The sequence below is a fragment of the Kitasatospora sp. NPDC054939 genome (assembly GCF_053610105.1).
Genome location: NZ_JBSGXP010000021.1, coordinates 53,702 through 72,949 on the forward strand (window position 1 = coordinate 53,702; position 19,248 = coordinate 72,949).

A 19,248-nucleotide genomic window follows, 5' to 3' on the forward strand; every position below is an offset into this window, starting at 1 on the left:
GGTGGAGCCCTTCGGCTTCATGAACCTCGCCTGCTCGGAAGGGGCGATGGTGGTCGGCATCGAGGGGGCCGGAGCAGTGGGGGACGTGTGGGTGAAGTCCGGTGCGTCCCTGCAGTTCTGGCGGCAGGGCCGGGATGCCCGTCCCGGCCGTGGGCATTGCCGGAGCGGTCCACCGGCCGACCCCGGAGGGCGGCGCCGGCTCCTGACCGGTGGGCCCTGCGGGCGTGGGTGGCTCCGGTGCCCGGCGTCCTCGTGGGGGCGGCCGCTGTCGCCTTCGCCTTCCGGGTGCCGCCTACTCCATTGCCGCCGCCACCGCCGCCGACAGCACCGCCTCGCCGACCTCCGTCCTCGCGTACAGGACGCTGCGCCCGGTGCGGTGGGCGGTGACGAAGCCGGCGTTGCGCAGGGCGGCGAGGTTCTGGGAGACGCCGGCCATCGACAGGCGGGTGCGGTGGGCGAGTTCGGTGGTGGAGGCCGGGACGTCGAGCTCGCCGAGCAGCAGGGTGCGGGTGCGGCCGAGCACTCCGACGAGCGCATCCGTCCCGTCGGCCGTGCGGCGCCGTTCCCACAGGGTCCCGACGCCCCGCGCCCGGTAGGCGAGCTGCGGCGGGTCGGGCGGCGCGACCCGCGTCGAGAGCCCCGGCCCCTTGAACGCGGACGGGATCAGCAGCAGCCCGGAGCCTGCGGTCTCCCGGGCGAGGGTGTGCCGTCGGCGGACCACCCGCAGCGTGCTCTCCTCCCACCGCAGCAGCGGATGGAGTTCGTTGAGCAGGTGCCCGGCGCCGTGCTCGGCGACCTGGCGGGCCCGGTCGCGGATGTCGGCGTCCAGGACCGCCCGGATGCGGCCCCACGAGGGGGCGAGGGTCAGTTCCCAGTAGGTCAGGATCTCGGCCGAGACCCGCTCCAACTGCCGTGCCGGATCGGCGTACAGGGCGCGCAGACGTGGCCCGGGGGCGCTGCCCTGGTGGTGTCGCAGGTGGTCGAGGTCGCGCCGGACGGCAGTGGCGGGGGTGGCGGCGAGGGCGGCCAACTCCTCGGCCAGTGACGGGGCGGGCCCGGCCGGGGCCGGGTTGAGGAAGTCGGCGACGTACCCGGTGGCCGGCACCAGCTCGGCGAGCCAGCCCCGGTCGAGCCCGGCCGCCGCGATACGGGGCCGGACCTGGTCCAGCCAGCGCCGGTGCAGCGGATCGTCGACACCGGAGGCCAGCAGCCGGTAGCTCGTCCCGACCTGCCACAGCGGGGAGACGGCGAACCGCATCTGCGCCAGATCGTTCGCCGAGAAGGCCAGTCGGGCCGATTCGGCCGCCCTCGTCGCCGCCACACCGCCCCCAGGATTCAGCCCTGCACGAATCAATGGCCGCTCACCCTACCCGGTGGCGATCATTCGCGGCATGACCTCACCGACCATCACCGCCGCTGCCGCTGCCGCTGCCGCGGGGACCTGGACGCTGGGCGACCGCACCGTCCACCGGATCGGCTTCGGCGCGATGCGGCTGCCACAGACCGGGGCGGCCCTCGTCCCCGACGCCGTACCGCGCGACCGCGACCGGGCGATCCGGGTACTGCGCCGGGCGGTCGAACTCGGCGTGAACCACATCGACACCGCCGCGTTCTACTTCTCCCCGCTGCGCTCCGCGAACGAGCTGATCAACCGTGCCCTGGCGCCGTACCCGGCGGACCTGGTGATCGCCACCAAGGTCGGCCAGCCGCGCGACGCCTCGGGCGCATGGCTGCCGCACGCGCGGCCGGAGCAGTTGCGCGGCCTGGTCGAGGAGAACCTGCGCCAGCTCGGCCGGGACCATCTGGACCTGGTCAACCTGCGGATCGTCGGAACGGGGTCCGTCGCCGAGCGCTTCGGCGTCCTGGCCGACCTGCGGCGGGCCGGGCTGATCCGCCACCTCGGCCTGTCCAACGTGAATCCCGAGCATCTCGCGGAGGCCCGGGCCATCGCACCGGTGGTGTGTGTGCAGAACATGTACGGCCTCGGCGTGCGGTCCGACCAGGACGCCTTCGTCCGCAGCTGCGGCGAGCAGGGGGTGGCGTTCGTGCCGTTCTACTCGATCGCCGCCACCGGCCGGCAGAGCGGGGCGAACGGCGACGAGCAGCCCGAGGTGCTGGCCGTGGCGAAGGCACACGGGGTCGGCGCCGCGCAGGTACGGATCGCCTGGACGCTGCAGCGCGGACCGCACGTCCTGGCCATCCCCGGGACGGGCGACCTCGCCCACCTGGAGGCCAACGTCGCGGCGGGCGCCCTGCGGCTGTCCGCGTCCGACCTGGACCTCCTGGATGCGGCGCACCGGCGGGGTACCTGAGCGGCGCAGCCGGTCAGCCGCGTTCGGCCGGTATGCCGGGCGGTGGTGCGCCCGCGGACGTCGCGCCCGCGGACGTCGCCCCGGCGGGCCGAGCGGCGGTGGACGGAGCGCCGGTGGACGGAGCGGCGGCGGGTCCGCCCGCTGAGGGTGCACCGCCGAAGCGCTCGTGTATCGCCGGGTACAGCGCCACCGCGCCGAGCAGGACCAGCGCCCACCCCCCGGTCAGCGGGAACTCCAGTACCGTCAGCCCGCCGCCGATCAGCAGCAGATAGCCGCCGACCTGCGCCGGCAACCGCCCGGTCGCACGGACCGCGTGCCGGGCGAGCGTCCCGAGGGCGGCCAGGGCCACCCCGGCGACCAGGAACCAGACCGAGGCCTCCCGGGCGTCGTAGTCGGCGGCCCCGTGGTCGGCGACCGCGGCGAAGAAGCCGTCCCGGGCGATCGCGCCCCAGGCGTTGGGCTGCGCGAAGGCGGTCAGCAGGTGCAGGCCGGCGACCACCAGGATCAGCCGGGGTACCCAGCGGGCGATCCCGTTCACCGGGCACCCCCGGGGGCCAGGGCCAGCAGCGGCCGGTAGGCCGCGCGCAACTCCTCGGCCGACGGCGGGGGCACGATGTGGTGGGAGCCGATCATGACGAGGTGGAGCAGCCGGGCCATGGCCGCCGACTCCTCCTCGCTGCCGCCGAGTCGCCGCCACAGGTCGTGCAGGTACGCCGTCCGCATCCGGTCGACGCGCTCCTGCGCCGCCCGCGCGCCGGAGTCCTGGGCGGCCCAGGCCCGGGTGGCGGCCTCCAGGCCGGGATGGCGGCCGGAGTCCGCGAGGATGGCCTCCAGCAGGGCCTCCAGGTGCGTCCTCGCCCCCGCGTCGCCGGCCCGCTCCGCCCCCGCGTCGCCCGCGCGGTCCGCCCCCGCGTCGCCGGCCCGCTCCGCCGCCGCGATGTAGCGGACCGTGTACTCGGCCTCGAAGTGCTGCAGCAGGTCGGCCCGGTAGCCGGTCATGCCCTTGAAATGGTGGTAGAAGGACCCCTTCGTCACTCCGAGCCTCCCGCAGAGCCGTTCGATCGTGAGACTCGGCGCGCCCTCCTCGGAGAGCACCGCGAGCCCCGCCTCCAGCCAGTCCGTCCTCGTCGCCATACCATGCAGTATGGTACGGAGCTGATCGACCGTCAACGCATTTCCCGGAGAGGCCGGATGCTCCGCCGAACGGCGTACCCCGCGCATCCGTCCGGGTGCCGGCGGGTGTTGTACGGGCCGGTACGGACCGCCGGTGCTACCACGGACCGCATGTCCCACCACATCCTCCGCGCACCCGGCCTCCGCACCCCGCGCGGCGACGCCCGGCTCCAGCTGGCCGACGTGTTCGCCTTCCCCGGCACCGACGCGCCCGGCCGGACCGTCCTCGTCCTGGACGTACACCCCTTCGCGACCGCCCACGACCCCGGCTTCCACCCCGACGCGGTCTACCGGATCAACATCGACAACGACGGCGACAACCGGGCCGACGTCGCCTTCAGCTTCGTCTTCTCCGACCCCGAACTCGGCGGCCAGACCGTCACCGTCCACCGGGCCGTCGGCGTGGGGGCCCAGAAGCACGAGCCCGTCGGCGACCGCATCCTCGTCAACGTGCCGGTGGCCTTCGGCGACGCGCCCGACATCGTCGAGGCCGGCGGCTACCGGGTCTCCGCCGGACTGCGCAGCGACCCCTTCTTCGCCGACCTCGACGGACTCGCCGACGGCCACCGCTGGACCGGCCGGGACTCCCTGGCCGCGGCGAACGTCTTCGCGGTCGCCGTCGAAGTGCCCGACACCGACCTCGGGCCGGTGCCCACCATCGGCATCTGGGCCCGGATCAGCCTCCGCCGGCACGGGCGGCTCGTCGCCGTCGACCGCGGCGCCCACCCGCTGCTCACCGAGTACTTCGAGCCGGAGGCGGCCCGGGACGCGTACAGCGCGGGCGAACCGGCCGAGGACTGGCGGCGCCACCATGAGGCGTGGACGGAGGTCCTCCAGCGCACCGGCGCGTACACCACGCAGGCGGCGACCGAGACGCTCGGGCTCGTCCTGCCCGACATCCTGCACTACGACCGCGCACGCCCGGCCGGCTACCCCAACGGACGCACGCTCGTCGACGACGTCGTCACGGCCCGCCTCACCATGCTCACCGGCGCCACCCCCACCGGCCGCCACGTCCCCCCGCACGACGACCTGCTGCCGACCTTCCCGCACCTGGGTCACCCGCACGGCACGGGGTGAGGAGCGGTGGGGCAGGGGTGGGGGTGGCCACCCGTACGGCGCGGCCACCGTCGTCAGCGGTCGGCGCGGCGGAACTCCTCGGAGGGTAGGCCGCCGAGGTCGATGTCGCCGCGGACGAGGGCGCCGGCCTGGTCGGCGGTGAGGGGGTGGGCGAAGAGGTAGCCCTGGCCGAGGGGGCAGCCCATGGCGGCGAGGAGGTCGCGTTGGACGGGGTTCTCGATGCCCTCGGCGATGACCTGGACGCCGAGGGTGTCGGCGATCCGGGTGATGCCCTCGACGAGGGCGTACTGCTGCTGGGAGACGCCGAGGCCGTCGATGAAGGACTTGTCGATCTTCAGGATGGAGATCGGGAACTCCCGCAGGTAGGAGAGCGAGGAGTAGCCCGTCCCGAAGTCGTCGATGGCGATGCCGACGCCGAGGTCGCCGAGGATGCGCATGTCGGTGCGGACCCGGTCGTCGCGGCGCATCAGGACGGATTCGGTGAGTTCGAGGACGAGCAGGCTGGGGTCGATGCCGGAGGTGTCGACGGCGCCGCGGACGACGTCGACGAAGCCGGCGTCGCGGAACTGGCGGGCGGAGACGTTGACGTTGACGCGCAGCCGGGGGCGGCCGGTGAGGCGCTGCCAGGAGGCGGCCTCCTGGGCGGCGCGTTCGAGGACCCAGGCGCCGAGCGGGACGATCTGGCCGCTCTCCTCGGCGAGGGAGATGAACTCGTCGGGGAGGACCATGCCGCGCCGGTCGTGCGGCCAGCGGACGAGGGCCTCGAAGGCGACGAGTTCACCGCTCGCCAGGTCGACGATCGGCTGGTAGTAGAGGGCGAAGTTGGATTCGGCGATGGCGGTGTCGAGGTTCTCGTTCAGTTCGTGCCGTTCCACCAGTCCGGCCTGCAGCTGCGGCTGGTAGTGGCACCACTGGCGCTTGCCCGCGGCCTTGGCGGAGTAGAGCGCGAGGTCGGCGTGGGTGAGCAGTTCCGCCGCGTCGACGCTGTCCTCGGTGGTGGCGACGCCGATGCTGGCGCTGATCCGGACGGCGCCGGCGCTGAGTTTGAACGGTTCGGTGAAGGCGGTGAGCACGGCGTCCGCGGTGGCGCCGACGTCGGCCGGGCGCAGGGCGTCCTCGACCAGGACCGCGAACTCGTCGCCGCCCAGCCGGGCCGCGGTGTCGGAGGTGCGCAGTGCGGTGGAGACCCGGAGCGAGACGGCGACCAGCAGTTCGTCGCCGACGGCGTGGCCCTGGGTGTCGTTGACCACCTTGAAGTCGTCGAGGTCGATGAAGAGCACCCCGGTGACGGCGCCGCTGCGCTCGCTGCGGGAGAGCGCGTGGCCCACGCGGTCCTGGAAGAGGACGCGGTTGGCGAGGCCGGTGAGCGAGTCGTGGAAGGCGCGGTGGGTGAGTTCGCGCTCCATCTGGCGCTGTTCGGTGACGTCGCGCAGGGTGAGCACGAGTCCGCCGACGGTCGGGTCGTCGCGCAGGTCGTTGCAGCGGACCTCGGCCTCGATGGGGCTGCGGTCCTGGCGCAGCAGCCGCCAGTGCTCGCGCTGCTGGCCGTCGGGGCGCTCCTGGGTGCGCATCCGGGCGAGGGCGCCGCCGACGGCCCGGCTGTCCTCGGGCGGGACGAGGTCGGTGAGCATGATGCCGGCGAGGTCGGGGTAGCCGAGGACGCGTTCGGCGGAGGAGCTGGCGTACCGGACGCCGTCGTCGGCGTTGAGGATGAGGATGACGTCGCTGGCGCTCTGGACGAGGGTGCGGAAGTACATCTCGCTGTTGCGGCGGGTGACCTCCTGGCTCAGCATGACGCGTTCGACGGCGAGGGCGGCCTGGGCGGCGAGGATCTCCAGGGAGCCCCAGAGGGCGGTGAGCTCCTGTTCGGTGCCGGTGACGATGAGGGCGCCGATCAGCGGGTCGCCGGAGGGGCGTTCGGCGAGGGTGAGCGGGCAGAGCAGGGCGCTGGGCATGCCGTTGAGGCGCAGGGCGAGGTCGCTGCCGATGTCCTCGACGGGGAGTAAGCGGGTCTCCCGGTAGACGGCGAGGGCGAGCACCTCGTCGGAGCTGTCGCCGAGGGCGTGCGCGTAGGGTCCGCGTTCGGCGTGCCGGACGTGCAGGACGCCGCCCTCGCTGACCGCGAGCAGGGTGATGTGGCCGGGTTCGGCGGGCATCAGGGTGGAGGCGGCGGTCTGGACGGCGTCGGCGACCTCCTCGACGCTGACGGCGGCGGTGAGCGAGGCGCCGGCCTCGCGCAGGGCGCGTTCGCGGGCGATGGCCTGCCGGTGGGCGATGACGACGCCGGCCAGCCGGGCGAGGACGAGCAGGAACAGGATCGCCGAGAAGGCGCCGATGACCCCGGCGTTGTTGGTGTTGCCGCTGATCGACTCGACGATGAGGATGCCGGGCGCGATGAGCGAGGCGAGCGCGAGCAGGGCCAGCCGCCCGTGGCTGATGTCGGGCCCCTGGCTGGGCACGGGTCTGGTCAGCTGGACCATCGACGGGTGCAGGGCGGCGGCGCCCCAGGCGGTGTAGAACGCGGCCCAGCCGAGGTCGACGGGGGTGCCGATGCGCCAGTCGCCGTGCAGTTGGATCAGCCCGTACAGCACGTCGGAGGCCAGGAGGCCGATGGTGCCGACGGTGAGCAGTTGCAGGGAGCGGCTCTTGCCGCCGCGCGGCACCAGCAGGCGCAGCAGCAGGGCGAGCACGACGACGTCGCCGAGCGGGTAGGCGATGGCCACCGACTTCTGCAGCCAGGTGAGGTCGGGGTTTCGGGTGTACGGGAGGATCAGGTAGATCCAGGCGAGCAGCGCGAGCCCCATGGTGAGGATGAGCGCGTCGAGCAGGCTGCCGCGGTCCTGATGGGCGGTCCGCCAGCGGATGAACCCCAACACGCCTGCGGCGTACAGCAGGTACTCCGCGAGGTAGAAGCCGTCGGCGACCGAGGGGAACGGATTGCCCAGGTCCAGGAACTGCATCTGGATGACCTGGACGACCTCGCCGGCGGTGAAGCAGAAGTTGGCGAGCGCGAGCAGGTACCAGTACCGGGCGTGTGCCGGGTGGTTGAGGCGTACCCCGACCACGATGGCGGCAACGCCTCCGAGGCCGATGCCCGTCCACCAGATGATCCGCTGGTTCGGGTAGAGGTAGTAGATGGTGGTGAAGACCGCCATCCAGACCAGGTAACAGGCCATCAGCTGTTGGCGCCGACGTGTCAAGGAAGCTACCTCCTCCGCGACATCGCCGCGCCGCTGGGGGCGGGGACCGGGCGAGGGGTCGTGGAACGGGGGGTGGAGTGGGGCCGTCCGGGCGGGGGGACGGTCGGGGACCGGCCCAGGGCCGGGGGTCCGGCGAGGGGCCGGGGCGGCTGTCCGCCCGGGAGTTCCGGGGGCCTGCACTCGGGAGTCGGAATGGGGTTTGGGTGCGTATAGTCGGAATTGCCGTACCTCCCAGCATTCTGCCGCCACAGCATGAGGTCAAACCGGTGGACGATGCACCAGAGAGCGCACGGGGCGCACGCACGGATGTGGATTCCGGGCGTGACGTCGTGCTGCGCAACGAAGACGGTCAGTATGCGATCTGGCCGGGCGGTGCCACCGTCCCGGGCGGATGGCAGGGCGTGTTCGGACCGGCCCCGCGCGCCGAGTGTCGGGAGTTCGTCGCCCGGGTCTGGGCCGGGCCGGGCGGCCCGCCGCCGGCCGCGGCGCACGCGGCCGCCGAGCACCAGGCCGCTGGGCGCCCGGCCGCAGCACATCCGGCCACTGCGCACCCCGACGCGGCGCGCCCGGCCGAAGCGCACCCCATTGCGGCGCACCCGGACGGGGCCCGCCCGGGGCCTCCCGGTGCGGGCCCCGCCGGGACCGTGCACGCGCTCTTCCGCACGCGGGCGGCCCAGGACCCGGAGGCCCTCGCCGTGCTCGCCGAGGACGGCCGGCTCGACTACCGGGAGCTCGACGGGCGCAGCGACGGCCTGGCGGCCGTGCTCCGCGAGCACGGCGCCGGCCCGGGGCAGGTGGTCCCGGTCTGCCTGGAGCGCCGGGCCGACCTCGCGGTGGCCTGGCTGGCCGTCCTCAAGGCCGGTGCGGCGTTCCTGCCGCTCGACCCGGCCCACCCGGACCGCCGGCTCGCCCAGCTGGTCGAGGACTGCGGCGCCGCCCTGGTCGTCACCTGTTCGGCCGCGGCCGGCCGGTTCCCGCGGACGGTGCAGGTCACCGAGGGCGCCGGCCGGCCCGCGCCGCCCGACTCCGCCGGGCCGGACGACCTCGCGTACCTCATCTACACCTCCGGCACCACCGGGACCCCCAAGGGCGTGCCGGTCACCCACCGCTCGCTGGCCTTCACGCTCGCCCGGGTGATCGACGCCTACCGGCTGACCCCCGAGGACCGGGTCCTGCAACTCGCCGCGCTCGGCTTCGACACCTCGCTGGAGCAGGTCTTCGCCACCCTGCTGTCCGGCGCCACCCTGGTCCTGGGCGGCGGCCGGACCTGGGCGCCCACCGAACTGGTGCACCGGATGCCCGGCCTCGGCCTGACCGTCGCCGACCTCACCCCCGCCTACTGGCACCACGTCCTCGCCCTGCTGCCCGACGGCGGCCCCGCACCGGACGGCTTACGGCTGCTGATCGTCGGCGGCGACACCGTGCACGCCGACGACTGCCGCACCTGCCTGGCCCGGCTGCCCGAGGTGCGCCTGGTCAACGCGTACGGGGTCACCGAGGCCGCCGTCACCTCCACCCTCGGCGAGATCACCGCCGACCTGCTGCGCACCCCCGGGGCACCGGTGCCGATCGGCAAACCGCTGCCGGGCGTCCGGGTGCACGTCCTGGACCGGCGGCTCTCCCCGGTCCGGCCCGGCGAGAAGGGCGAGATCTACCTCGGCGGGCCCGGTCTGGCCCGCGGCTACTGGCGCCAGCCCGTCCTCACCGCGGAGACCTTCCTGCCCGACCCGTACGCGTCGGCGCCCGGCGAGCGGATGTACCGCACCGGGGACGCCGGGCGCTGGCGGGCGGACGGCAACCTGGAGCTGCTCGGCCGCTTCGACGACCAGGTCAAGGTGCGCGGCTTCCGGGTCGACCCGACCGAGATCGAGGCCGTCCTGGCCGGCCATCCCGACGTGCGGCTCGCCCGGGTCGCCGCGGACGCCCGGACGGGGGCCGCGGACGGCGACCACGTGCTCACGGCGTACTACACGCTCGTCGACCGCGGCAGCGGCTCCGGCCCCCGGGCCCGGCGCTCCGGCATCCGTGAGTACCTGGCGGACCGGCTGCCGGACTTCATGGTGCCGACCGACTTCGTCCTGCTGGAGAGTATGCCGCTGACCCCGGCCGGCAAGATCGACCGGCGCCGGCTGTCCGCCGCCCAGCCGCAGCTGCAGCGCCGCGACCGGCGCGACGGCGCGGACCGGCCCCCGGACGGCGAGGGCCCGCGCCGGCCCGGTGAGAAGCCGCCGCCCCGGGCGGGCGAACCCGGCAACGGCGCGGTGGAGAACGGGGTCGCCCAGCTCTGGTCCGAACTGCTCGGCGTCGACGAGGTCCGCCCCGACGACGACTTCTTCGCGCTCGGCGGCAACTCGCTGCTCGCCATGGAGATGATCGCCCGGGCCCGGATTATGTTCGGCGTCGACGTCACCCGGATCCGCTTCCTCACCCGTTCGCTGCTGCGCGACGCCACCCTGCGCGCCTTCGCCGCCGCCACCCGCGCCGCCCGGTCGGCGGGCAGCCTGCCGGGTGCGGCGGACGGCACGGGGGCGGCGGACGGGACCGCGGTGGACGGGCCGGCCGGGATCGACGGGCCGGACGCTGCCGCCGTCGGCGGCCCGAACGGCTCGACGGGCCTGCCGGGCGAGTCGGGCGAGTCGGGCGGCGTCACCGACTGGGCCGCCGAGGCCGAACTCGGCACCCCCGTACGGCTGTCCTGGCAGCCCGCGCCCTCCCGGGCCGAACCCGCCGAGATCCTGCTCACCGGCGCCACCGGCTTCTGCGGCGCCCACCTGCTGCAGGCCCTGCTCGACACCACCGGCGCCCGCATCCACTGCCTGGTCCGCGCGCCCGACGAGGAGCACGCCCTCGAACGGATCCGCGCCGCCCAGCAGCGCTTCCTGCGCCACGACCTGGCCGACAGCCGGGTGGTGCCACTCGTCGGCGACCTCACCGCGCCGCTGCTCGGTCTCACCCAGCACCGCTTCGAGGAACTGGCGGGCGGCCTCGACGCCATCCACCACCTCGGCGGCCAGGTCAACTTCATCTACCCGTACCACCAGTTGCGCGCCGCCAACGTCGGCGGCACCCGCGAGATCGTCCGCCTCGCCGGGCACTCGCGCGGCATCCCGGTGCACTACCTCTCCAGCCTCGCCGTGCTCGCCGGGTTCGGCCCGGCGGGCATCGGCGAGGTCAGCGAACGCACCCCGCTCGCCCACGCCGACAAGCTCGCCGTCGGGTACGTGGAGAGCAAGTGGGTCGCCGAGCAGCTGCTACACAACGCGGCGGCGGCCGGCCTGCCGGTGACGGTGCTGCGCACCAACGACGTCACCGGGGACCTCGCCGGCGGGGTGATGAACACCGGCACGGAGATGTGTGCACTCATCAAGTACGTGGCGGAGAGCGGGACATGCCCGGACGTCCGGCTGCAGCTGGACTTCGTGCCCGCCGACCGGTTCAGCCGGGCCGTCGCCCACATCGCGGCGCACGCCCCCGCGGCCGGCGAGGTCTACCACATCACCAGCCCCCGGCCCGCACTGCTCGGCGACCTCGCCGAACGGCTCCGGGTGCACGGCTACCCGGTGGACGAACTCCCGTACGGGGAATGGGTGCAGGGGCTGGTCCGGTTCGCCGCCCGGCACCCCACCCACCCGATCACGCCGTTCGTCCCGCTCTTCGTCGACCGCTGCCCGGGCACCGAACTGTCCATCAGCGAGATGTACTTCCGCCCGACCTTCCCGCTCTTCGACCGCTCCAACACCGAACGGGCCCTGGTCGGCAGCGGCATCGACCTCCCGGCGGTGGACGAGGACCTGCTCGACCTCTACATCGGGCAGCTCACCGAGTCCGGCTTCGTGGCCGCGCCGGAGGGGGCGGGCCGGCGGTGAGCGCGGCCGACCGGGGACCGTTCGACCGGGGACCGTTCGCCGGGCTGGACCTCCGCGGGGCGCCCGGGGACGGGCCGGTGGCCTTCGGGGCCGGCCTCGCCCCGGAGACCCTGCTCGCCGCGTACCGCAGCGGGCTGTTCCCGATGCCCGCCCCCGATCCGTACGCGAGCGCCTTCAACGAGGCCCGCTACGAGGACGCCCCGGTCCTGCCCGGCCCGGCGGCCGACGACGACCCCTACGCGCTCGCCTGGTGGTCGCCCGACCCCCGGCCGGTCCTCGCCCCGGGCGGCGTCCGACTCGGCAGCCACCTCGCCCGCCGGCTGCGCAACCGGCTGGACTGGTGGACCACCGCCGACCGGGCCTTCGAGCAGGTCGTCGAGGCCTGCGCCGCCGGACGCCAACAGCATTGGCTGACCGTCGAGTTGCGCGCCTCGCTGGTCGAGCTGCACCGGCGGGGCGCCGCCCACAGCGCCGAGGTGTGGGACGGCGAGGAGCTGATCGGCGGCGTCTTCGGCGTCAGCGCGGGCCCGGCGCTCAGCCTGGACTCGATGTTCCACCGCCGCTCCGACGCCGCCCGGGTGGCGGTCGCCGACCTCGCCCGCCGCTTCACCGACGCCGGCGGGAGCCTGCTGGACGCCCAGTGGGACGGCCCGCACATCCGCAGCCTCGGCGCCGTGCCCGTCCCGCGGGCCCGCTACCTGGCCCGACTCGCCGCCCCCGCCGGACCGTACGCATCGGGCCCGCCCGAACCGACCGAACCGACCGACCCGCCCGACGGCCTCCGCCGCGACGGCCCCGCGCCGACCGCGGGTCGGCTCCCGCTCGCGCCGCAGCCCGCACGGCGCCTGGCCGTGCGTACCGCGGGCCGACCGGAAGCCGACCGCTGGTACATCTGAGGGCGCGCCGGTCCGCGGCCGGCCCGGGCCCGGTTCGTTAGGCCCGGTGCGGCCGTGGCGCGTCCTAGTACGGCCGGACCAGGACGTGGGCGGCGCCGGGGATGCCGACCTTCAGGAGCTGGTCCTCCTCCGGGGTGGTCGGGGTGCCGGTCTCCTGCTTGAGGACCGCCCGGGAGAGGGCCTGCACCCAGAGGGCGCGCGGGCGGCGGCGGGCCTCCCAGGCGGCCAGCGCGGCCGGCACCTCGGCGTGCTCGTCCAGCGACAGCGCGAGCACCAGGGCGTCCTCGACGGCCATCGCCGCGCCCTGGGCGAGGTGCGGGGTGGAGGCGTGGGCGGCGTCGCCGGCCAGCACCACCCGGCCGACGTGCCAGGGCGCCTCGACGGTCACCTGGGAGATCCGCGAGTACACCACCGCGGCCGGGTCGGTCACCTGCGCCAGCGCCTCGGCGATCGGGCCGCAGAAACCGGCCAGCCGCTCCGCCAACTGCTCGTGGGCGCGCTCCGGGTCCGGTCGGAAGTCCTCCGCCTCGGCGAACACCGAGCCCAGGTACATGAGTTCGCCGGTGATCGGGGTGAGCAGTGCCTTCGCCCTGAGGTTGCCGGCGCTCATCACCACGCCCTGCACCTCGGGCAGCCGCGGCAGCGTCACCCGCCAGTTGGCGAAACCGGTGTACTCGGGCGCGTACGCCTCGCCGTACAGCCGGCGGCGCAGCGGCGAGCCGATCCCGTCGAAGCCCACCACCAGGTCGTAGCGGGCCCGGTGGCCGTCGGAGAGGGCGACGTCCACCCCCGGCCCGTCGTCGGTGAGTCCGGTGACGGTGGCGCCGAAGCGGATCGCGGCGCCGGCCGCGCGGGCCGCGTCGCCGAGCACCGCGGCCAGCGCGGGGCGGGGGATGCCGTTGGCCGGCGGCGCGTCGCCCATCCGGGGCTGTGGGATCTTGGCGAGCACGCCGCCGGACGGGTCGCAGACGGTGAGCACCTCCCACTCGAAGCCGGCCGCCAGGCAGGCGTCCAGCAGGCCGAGTTCGGCCATCACGTGCAGCGCGTTGGACGGCTGGACGATGCCGACGCCGAGCGCGTCGAGCTCGCCGCGCACCTCGGCCACCTCGACCCGGTGGCCGCGCCGGGCCAGGGCGGTGGCCAGGGTGAGGCCGCCGATGCCGCCGCCGTGGACCAGGACGCTCAGGGGTGGGGTCATGTGCTTCTCTCCAGGGGTCGTACGGGGCCGCGGGGGGGGCGGATCGGGGTGGTGCGGAACCCGGTCACCGGGCGGCCGGGTTGCCGTGGCGTCAGATCGATGCGCTGCCGGGTCGCTGTGCTGCCGGGCCGCTTCGGCGCCGGGTGGCACCGACGTGCCGGGGTGCGGGGCCGGCGGGCCGTCAGGCGGACGCCGACTCCATCAGGTGGTCGACCAGGGCGAGCAGCAGGTCGCGGCCGTAGGCGCGGTCGCGGACGTCGCCGAGCAGCATCGGCACCTGCGGGTCCAGGTCGAGGGCGGTCCGGATCTCCTGCGGGGTCCGGGTGTTCTGTCCGTGGAAGCAGTTGATGGCGACGACGAACGGGATGCCCCGGCTCTCGAAGAAGTCGATCGAGGCGAAGCTGGTGTCCAGACGGCGGGTGTCGGCGATGACGATGCCGCCCAGCGCGCCGTTGACCAGGTCGTTCCACATGAACCAGAAGCGCTCCTGCCCGGGCGTGCCGAACAGGTAGACCACCAGCTCCGGGCTGACCGTGATCCGGCCGAAGTCCAGGGCGACGGTCGTGGTGTCCTTCTGGTCCACGCCGGACAGGTCGTCCACGCCGATACCGGCGCGGGTCAGGTACTCCTCGGTGCGCAGCGGGGCGACCTCGCTGACCGAGCCGACCAGGGTCGTCTTGCCGACGCCGAAGCCGCCGGCGATGAGGATCTTGACGGCGGCGGGCGCGACGGGCGCGGCGGGCGGGGTGGGCCCGCCCCCGCCGTACCCGGGGTGGGGAGGGAGCTCGGAACGGGCGCCGGTGTGCGCGTCGTCGCGGGCACCGGCGGGGGAGTTGGAGTGGGCGGCCGACGGTGCGGTGCTGTGTGCCATGGGTGTCAGAGTCTCCGGAGTCCTTCGCGTACGGCTGCGAGCAGCCCGAGGTCCACGCCGCCCCCGGAGGCCCGGGCCACCGACAGCGGCGCCCGGGCCTGCAGCAGACCCTGGGAGATCAGGTCACCGACCAGGATCTTGGTGACCGAGACCGGCAGGTCCAGGTCGGCCGCCACCTCCGCGACGGCGGTCGGGAGGCGGCAGCGGTCCAGGATCGTTCGGTGCTCCGGCTGGAGCCCGCGCGGGCCCGGCCGGGTGCCGCGGCCCGGGGCCGGCCGGGCCCCGTCCACGACGGTGGTGAGCAGGGTGATCAGGGTGAGGTCGTCGCGCTCGGGCGCCGTCCGGCCCCGGGTGATCGTGTACGGGCGCACCATCGTTCCGGCGCCGTCGTCCCCGTCCTCGTCCTGCGCCTCGCTCCAGTGCGGTGCCGGCCCGCGCCAGGGCGGTACGGGATCGCTCCAGTGGGGATCCACGGCCTGCTCAGCCCCGGTTCCGGGCGGCGAAGGCGTCGAACTCGCTGCGGACCGGGGTGCTCAGCTTCTGGCCGACCTGCTGGACCAGGGTGTGCATGGCGACCGACATCACCTCGGCGTCGACCTCCTGGGAGGCCACCACCGCGAGGTGGGTGCCCTGGGCGGCGGCGATGACGAACAGCCAGACCTCCGCCAGCTCCACGATCACCTGGTGCACCGGCCCGCCGTCGAAGAGCTGGCCGACGCCGCGGGCCAGACTCTGCTGGCCGGTGGCCACCGCCGCCAGCCGCTCGGCGTCCGCCCGTTCGATGCTGCGGGAGTGGCTGACGACCAGGCCGTCGTCGGAGAGCAGGACGGCACTTCTGGTCCCGGACACCGAGTCGACGAGTCCGTCCAGCAGCCAGTCCAGGTCCTGGTGGGTGGCGATCGTGCGGGTCATCACTGGTCATCCGTCCTAGGGGTTCGGGAGTCCGGGCCGGGCAGGGCCCAGGGGGCGTGGCCCGGTGCGGGGGCCTGCGGGTCGATCGGACCGGCGGGGTGGGGGCCGGGGGAGCGGTGGTCGGGGGAGCGGAAGTCGCTCGGGGACGGGGCCGGGGCGGCGTCGGAGCCGGGCTGCGGGTCGCGCGGCAGGGGGCCGTGCAGGGTGTCGCGGTCGCCGAGGCCGCGGGCGGCCCGGGACTGCCGTTGGAAGGCACCGATCGCGGCGCCCGAGCGGTGCGGCGCGGCCGGGCTCCGGAACGCGGACCCGGCGGACGGGCTGCCGCCGGAGCGGTCGTCGGACGCGCCGGTGCCGTACGCGCCGGTGCCGTACTGCTCGCCTCCGTGCGGGCCGGCGCCGTACGGGCCGGTGCCGTGGGGCTGCGCGCCGTACGGTCCGACGGGCCGGCCGCCGTGCGCGGGCTGCGGGGGCAGGCGCAGCTCGGCGGCCAGGCTGGCCTGGCGGATCCGCTGCGGCAGCGGGGGCTGGCCGCCCGCGTGGTCGATCGGCGGCTCGGCGGGCCGTCCGGCGGGCCGCTCGACCGGCGCCACCCGGGCGTAGGCGATGTCCGGGAACACCGGGAAGTCCGGGTGGACCGGCCTCCCGGGGGTGGTGTCCGGTCCGTCCGCCTGGTCGTGGCGCAGCGGCTGGGCAGGCTCGGCGGGTTCCAGATACTCGACGGGCTCGTAGTCCGCGTACTCCTGGTGGGCCGTGTACTGGGCCTGCGAACGGGCCGCGGCGGCGGTCGGCTCGAAGACGGACGGGCGGTCGGGCACGTCGTCGGGCTCGTCGGCCCCGGCGGGCACGGGTCGGGGGCGGGGCACGGCGGCCTCGTCCGGTCCGGGGGTCGGGCCGGTGGCGCCGGTCGTGCCCACCGTGCCCACCGTGCCCGCGGTGCCTGCCGTGCCGGCGATGCCGGTCGCACCGGTCGTGTCCGGTGCTCCGACGGCCGGGGCCGGCTCCGGGGCGTCCCCGACGGAGGAGACGTCGTAGGCGGCGCCCCCGGCGACGGCGGCCGGGGCAACCGGGTCGGCCGGGTCGCCGGGGTCGGCCAGCAGCGTCCGGCGCCGGCGGACGGCCAGCGGGATCGGCTCGACCGGGGTGGCGTCCGGCAGTCCGGCGTCGCCGTCGATCACCAGCTCGGCGGGGATCAGCACGACCGCCCGGGTGCCGCCGAAGGCCGACGGCCGGAACTCCACCCGCAGCCCGGCGTTGGCGGCGAGGCGGGCGACCACGTAGAAGCCGAGCCGGATGTCGTCCGCCCGGGCCAGCACGTCGGTCCGGGGCGGGCGGCTCATCAGCTCGTTCGCGGCGTCGTACTGCGCGGGGTCCATGCCGAGCCCGCGGTCCTCGATCTCCACCGCCAGGCCCCGCCCGACCATCGCGGCGCGGACCTCGACCGGCGTGGGCGGCTTGGAGAAGGTCGCCGCGTTCTCCATCAGCTCGGCGATCACGTGGGCGACCGGGCCGACCGCCCGCTCGTTGAGCCACGGGTGGCCCTCGACGTCCAGCATGATCCGCCGGTAGTCCTGCACCTCGCCCTGGGCGGCGCGCAGCACGTCCAGCAGCGGCACCGGCTTGCGCCAGCGGCGCTGCGGCTGGCCGCCGGCCAGGATGACCAGGTTCTCCTCGTAGCGGCGCAGCCGGGCGGTGAGGTGGTCGAGGTCGAACAGGCCCTCCAGGACCTCCGGGTCCTCGTGCTTGCGCTCCAACTCGTCCAGTCGGCGCAGCTGCTGGCCGATCAGCAGCTGGGTGCGCCGGGCGATGCGCTGCAGCAGCCGTTCGAAGCCGCGGTGCTGCTCGGCCTGCCGGACGGCGGTCTCCAGGGCGGAGGTCCGGGCCAGGTTGAGGGCCTGGCCGAGCCGGTCGATCTCGTCGCTGCCGGAGGTGGAGGCGGAGGCGCCGGTGGTGATGGCCCGGGTCTCCGCCTCGACGTCGACCTGTTCGCCGCGGCCCAGCCGCTCCACGACCTCGGGCAGGGTGCGCTCCAGCTCCTCGGCCTGGGTCTGCAGTTCGCGGATCCGCCGGCGCAGCGAGCGGGTCAGCCGCCAGGTGGTGAGGACCACCGCGACGACCGCGGCCAGGCCGACCAGCGAGGTCACCGCGACCTTGACCAGCAGCGCGATGATCGAGCCCTTGCCGACCTCGACGACGCCCTCGGTGCGCTGCTCGATGGCCTTCACCAGGGCCGGGTTGAGCTGGTCGATCGCCTGGCGCCACTGCTCCTGCGCCGGCGGCAGCTTGACGGTGCCGTTCGGCTCGGGCGCGGTCGGCCGGAGCAGTTGCTGCTCGACGGCGGCCTTCGCCTGCCAGGCGGGGGAGTCCATGAGCGCGCGCCACACCGGCGCCTCGGCGGTCGGCACGTATGGGGCGACCTTCACCGAGAACAGGTGGTTCTGCGCGCCGATCGCCTGCTGGACCTGCTGGAGGTCCGCCACGGCCAGCCGCCCGGAGGGCCAGCCGCGGGCCAGGACGGCGTCCTCGCGGGCCAGCATCTCCTTCGCCCAGAAGGCGTCGACCAGAGTCTTGGAGATCCAGGTGACCTCGCCGTTGTCGACGTGGCTGAGCGCGGTGAACAGCCGCAGGTCGACGGCGATCAGATCGGTGTAGAAGGTGAACAGCGCCTGCTGGTCGATCGCCGCGCGGTCGACGGCGGCCCGCTGCTCGGCCAGTTGCCCCATGGCCCTGCGCGCCTCGGCGACCGCGGTGCGCACCTCGGCGGGGGCGCTGTCGGCGGTCTCGCCGGAGAGTGTCTGGAACACGCGGACCGCGTCGTCGGTCAACTGCCGCTGGCGGCGCAGCGCGTCGGTGACGCTGCCGGGCCGGGCGAGCGCCTCGGCACTGAGCCGCCGCTCCTCCTGCAGGTTGTAGTACACGATGTTCGACGGCTGCCCGGCCTTCTGCGCGAGCAGGCCCTGACCGGCCTGGCGCTGGAAGTCGAGGAAGGTCTGACCGCTGGTCACCGCCCAGAGGGAGGCGAGGGCGATGCCGGGGACGACGGCCAGGACGAGCAGCGCCGTCCGCAGGGACAGGCGCGGACGCCTGCGGGGGGTCTTCGGCGTCGGGGGCCGCCGATTCGCACGCGCGCGCAGAGCTGACTCCTTGGGACTGGAGGCCGACCGTTCGAGGCCGAGCCGTCCGGGAACACGAGCTTTTGACGAGGCGATACTAGTCATACCGTGTGATTGGCGTGAAAGCCTGCTCGCTCTCTGGACGGTATGCACACACAGCCTTGACACGTTGTCACAGTGGCGTTAACCGTTGGCCGTCGAACCACGGCCCCGGCCCGGGCCGACCGGCATCGGCGCAGGTCGGCAGGGCGCCGCAGGGGGCCGGTGGAACCGCGGCCGGGTTCTGTGTCCGGAATGTGAGAAGACCGGGAAGGGCTTCGACGTGGCCTGCCCGGTACGGGCCGATCGAACGCGCCACCGCCGCCCTGGCCCGCGAGGCGACCGGGCAGGCCATCGGCGGCGTCGCCCCCACCGGCCACCCCTCCCCGCTGCGCACCGTCGTGGACACCGCGCTCGCCGACCACCCCCTGCTCTGGGCGGCGGCCGGCCACCCGCACACGGTGGTGCCGATGACCTACCCGGAGCTGCTGGGACTGACCGGCGGCACGGAGGCGGCCGTCGCCCCCTCGCCAGGAGGCGGCCGTCGTCCCGTGGCCCACAGGGGGCGGGCCCGCAGGCCGGCGCTCCGGG

General features: G+C 74.9%; 14 protein-coding genes and 1 pseudogene. 6 read left to right on the top strand and 9 right to left on the bottom strand.

The window, feature by feature from the left end; all coding sequences use genetic code 11:
• Positions 1-292: 292 nt before the first annotated feature.
• Complete coding sequence (locus ACWGB8_RS09130; protein ID WP_452211767.1) at positions 293-1,258, bottom strand: DUF5937 family protein; 966 nt, start codon at positions 1,256-1,258, stop codon at positions 293-295.
• 133 nt (positions 1,259-1,391) lie between these two features.
• Between ACWGB8_RS09130 and ACWGB8_RS09135 the strand changes: the two genes are divergently transcribed.
• Positions 1,392-2,312 (top strand): oxidoreductase, encoded by a 921-nt coding sequence (locus ACWGB8_RS09135; protein ID WP_452211746.1) that lies wholly within the window; start codon positions 1,392-1,394, stop codon positions 2,310-2,312.
• Positions 2,313-2,325: 13 nt separating this feature from the next.
• Here ACWGB8_RS09135 and ACWGB8_RS09140 read toward each other — a convergent pair whose 3' ends face one another.
• Both ACWGB8_RS09140 and ACWGB8_RS09145 read right to left on the bottom strand, forming a co-directional pair.
• Positions 2,326-2,850: a DUF6463 family protein gene (locus ACWGB8_RS09140; RefSeq protein WP_452211748.1), complete on the bottom strand. Its 525-nt coding sequence runs from the start codon at positions 2,848-2,850 to the stop codon at positions 2,326-2,328.
• A complete protein-coding gene (locus ACWGB8_RS09145) occupies positions 2,847-3,446 on the bottom strand; it encodes a TetR/AcrR family transcriptional regulator (RefSeq protein ID WP_452211750.1) in 600 nt (199 codons plus the stop codon). The genes ACWGB8_RS09140 and ACWGB8_RS09145 overlap by 4 nt, the downstream gene beginning before the upstream one ends.
• Positions 3,447-3,596: 150 nt before the next feature.
• Here ACWGB8_RS09145 and ACWGB8_RS09150 point away from each other — a divergent pair, with 150 nt between their 5' ends.
• The gene (locus tag ACWGB8_RS09150; RefSeq protein ID WP_452211751.1) at positions 3,597-4,565 is read left to right on the top strand and encodes a DUF4331 family protein; all 969 of its coding nucleotides are present in this window, start codon (positions 3,597-3,599) and stop codon (positions 4,563-4,565) included.
• Between the two features lie 53 nt (positions 4,566-4,618).
• Here the strand turns inward: ACWGB8_RS09150 and ACWGB8_RS09155 are convergent, their stop codons facing one another.
• Positions 4,619-7,765, bottom strand: a complete 3,147-nt coding sequence (locus ACWGB8_RS09155) for a putative bifunctional diguanylate cyclase/phosphodiesterase (protein WP_452211753.1) — start codon at positions 7,763-7,765, stop codon at positions 4,619-4,621.
• A 308-nt stretch (positions 7,766-8,073) separates the two neighbouring features.
• Between ACWGB8_RS09155 and ACWGB8_RS09160 the strand changes: the two are divergent.
• From ACWGB8_RS09160 to ACWGB8_RS09170, 3 genes and pseudogenes are all read left to right on the top strand, one after another.
• A pseudogene (locus ACWGB8_RS09160) lies at positions 8,074-8,199 on the top strand (MbtH family NRPS accessory protein); the annotation flags it as partial.
• A gap of 210 nt (positions 8,200-8,409) precedes the next feature.
• Entirely contained in the window at positions 8,410-11,631 is a 3,222-nt protein-coding gene (locus ACWGB8_RS09165) for an amino acid adenylation domain-containing protein (RefSeq protein ID WP_452211768.1), read from the top strand.
• Positions 11,628-12,527, top strand: a complete 900-nt coding sequence (locus ACWGB8_RS09170; protein WP_452211755.1) for a leucyl/phenylalanyl-tRNA--protein transferase — start codon at positions 11,628-11,630, stop codon at positions 12,525-12,527. The genes ACWGB8_RS09165 and ACWGB8_RS09170 overlap by 4 nt, the downstream gene beginning before the upstream one ends.
• Positions 12,528-12,591: 64 nt before the next feature.
• Here ACWGB8_RS09170 and ACWGB8_RS09175 read toward each other — a convergent pair whose 3' ends face one another.
• The 5 genes from ACWGB8_RS09175 to ACWGB8_RS09195 form a co-directional block, all read right to left on the bottom strand.
• Positions 12,592-13,725, bottom strand: coding sequence for an FAD-dependent monooxygenase (locus ACWGB8_RS09175; protein ID WP_452211757.1), 1,134 nt, complete (start codon positions 13,723-13,725; stop codon positions 12,592-12,594).
• A gap of 181 nt (positions 13,726-13,906) precedes the next feature.
• Positions 13,907-14,596, bottom strand: a complete 690-nt coding sequence (locus ACWGB8_RS09180) for a GTP-binding protein (RefSeq protein WP_452211759.1) — start codon at positions 14,594-14,596, stop codon at positions 13,907-13,909.
• A gap of 5 nt (positions 14,597-14,601) precedes the next feature.
• A complete protein-coding gene (locus ACWGB8_RS09185; protein ID WP_452211770.1) occupies positions 14,602-14,970 on the bottom strand; it encodes a DUF742 domain-containing protein in 369 nt (122 codons plus the stop codon).
• Between the two features lie 106 nt (positions 14,971-15,076).
• Entirely contained in the window at positions 15,077-15,508 is a 432-nt protein-coding gene (locus ACWGB8_RS09190; RefSeq protein ID WP_452211761.1) for a roadblock/LC7 domain-containing protein, read from the bottom strand.
• The gene (locus tag ACWGB8_RS09195) at positions 15,508-18,723 is read right to left on the bottom strand and encodes a nitrate- and nitrite sensing domain-containing protein (protein ID WP_452211763.1); all 3,216 of its coding nucleotides are present in this window, start codon (positions 18,721-18,723) and stop codon (positions 15,508-15,510) included. The genes ACWGB8_RS09190 and ACWGB8_RS09195 overlap by 1 nt, the downstream gene beginning before the upstream one ends.
• A 191-nt stretch (positions 18,724-18,914) precedes the next feature.
• Between ACWGB8_RS09195 and ACWGB8_RS09200 the strand changes: the two genes are divergently transcribed.
• Positions 18,915-19,248: YbaK/EbsC family protein (locus ACWGB8_RS09200; protein ID WP_452211765.1), on the top strand; the 334-nt coding region annotated here is incomplete at its 3' end.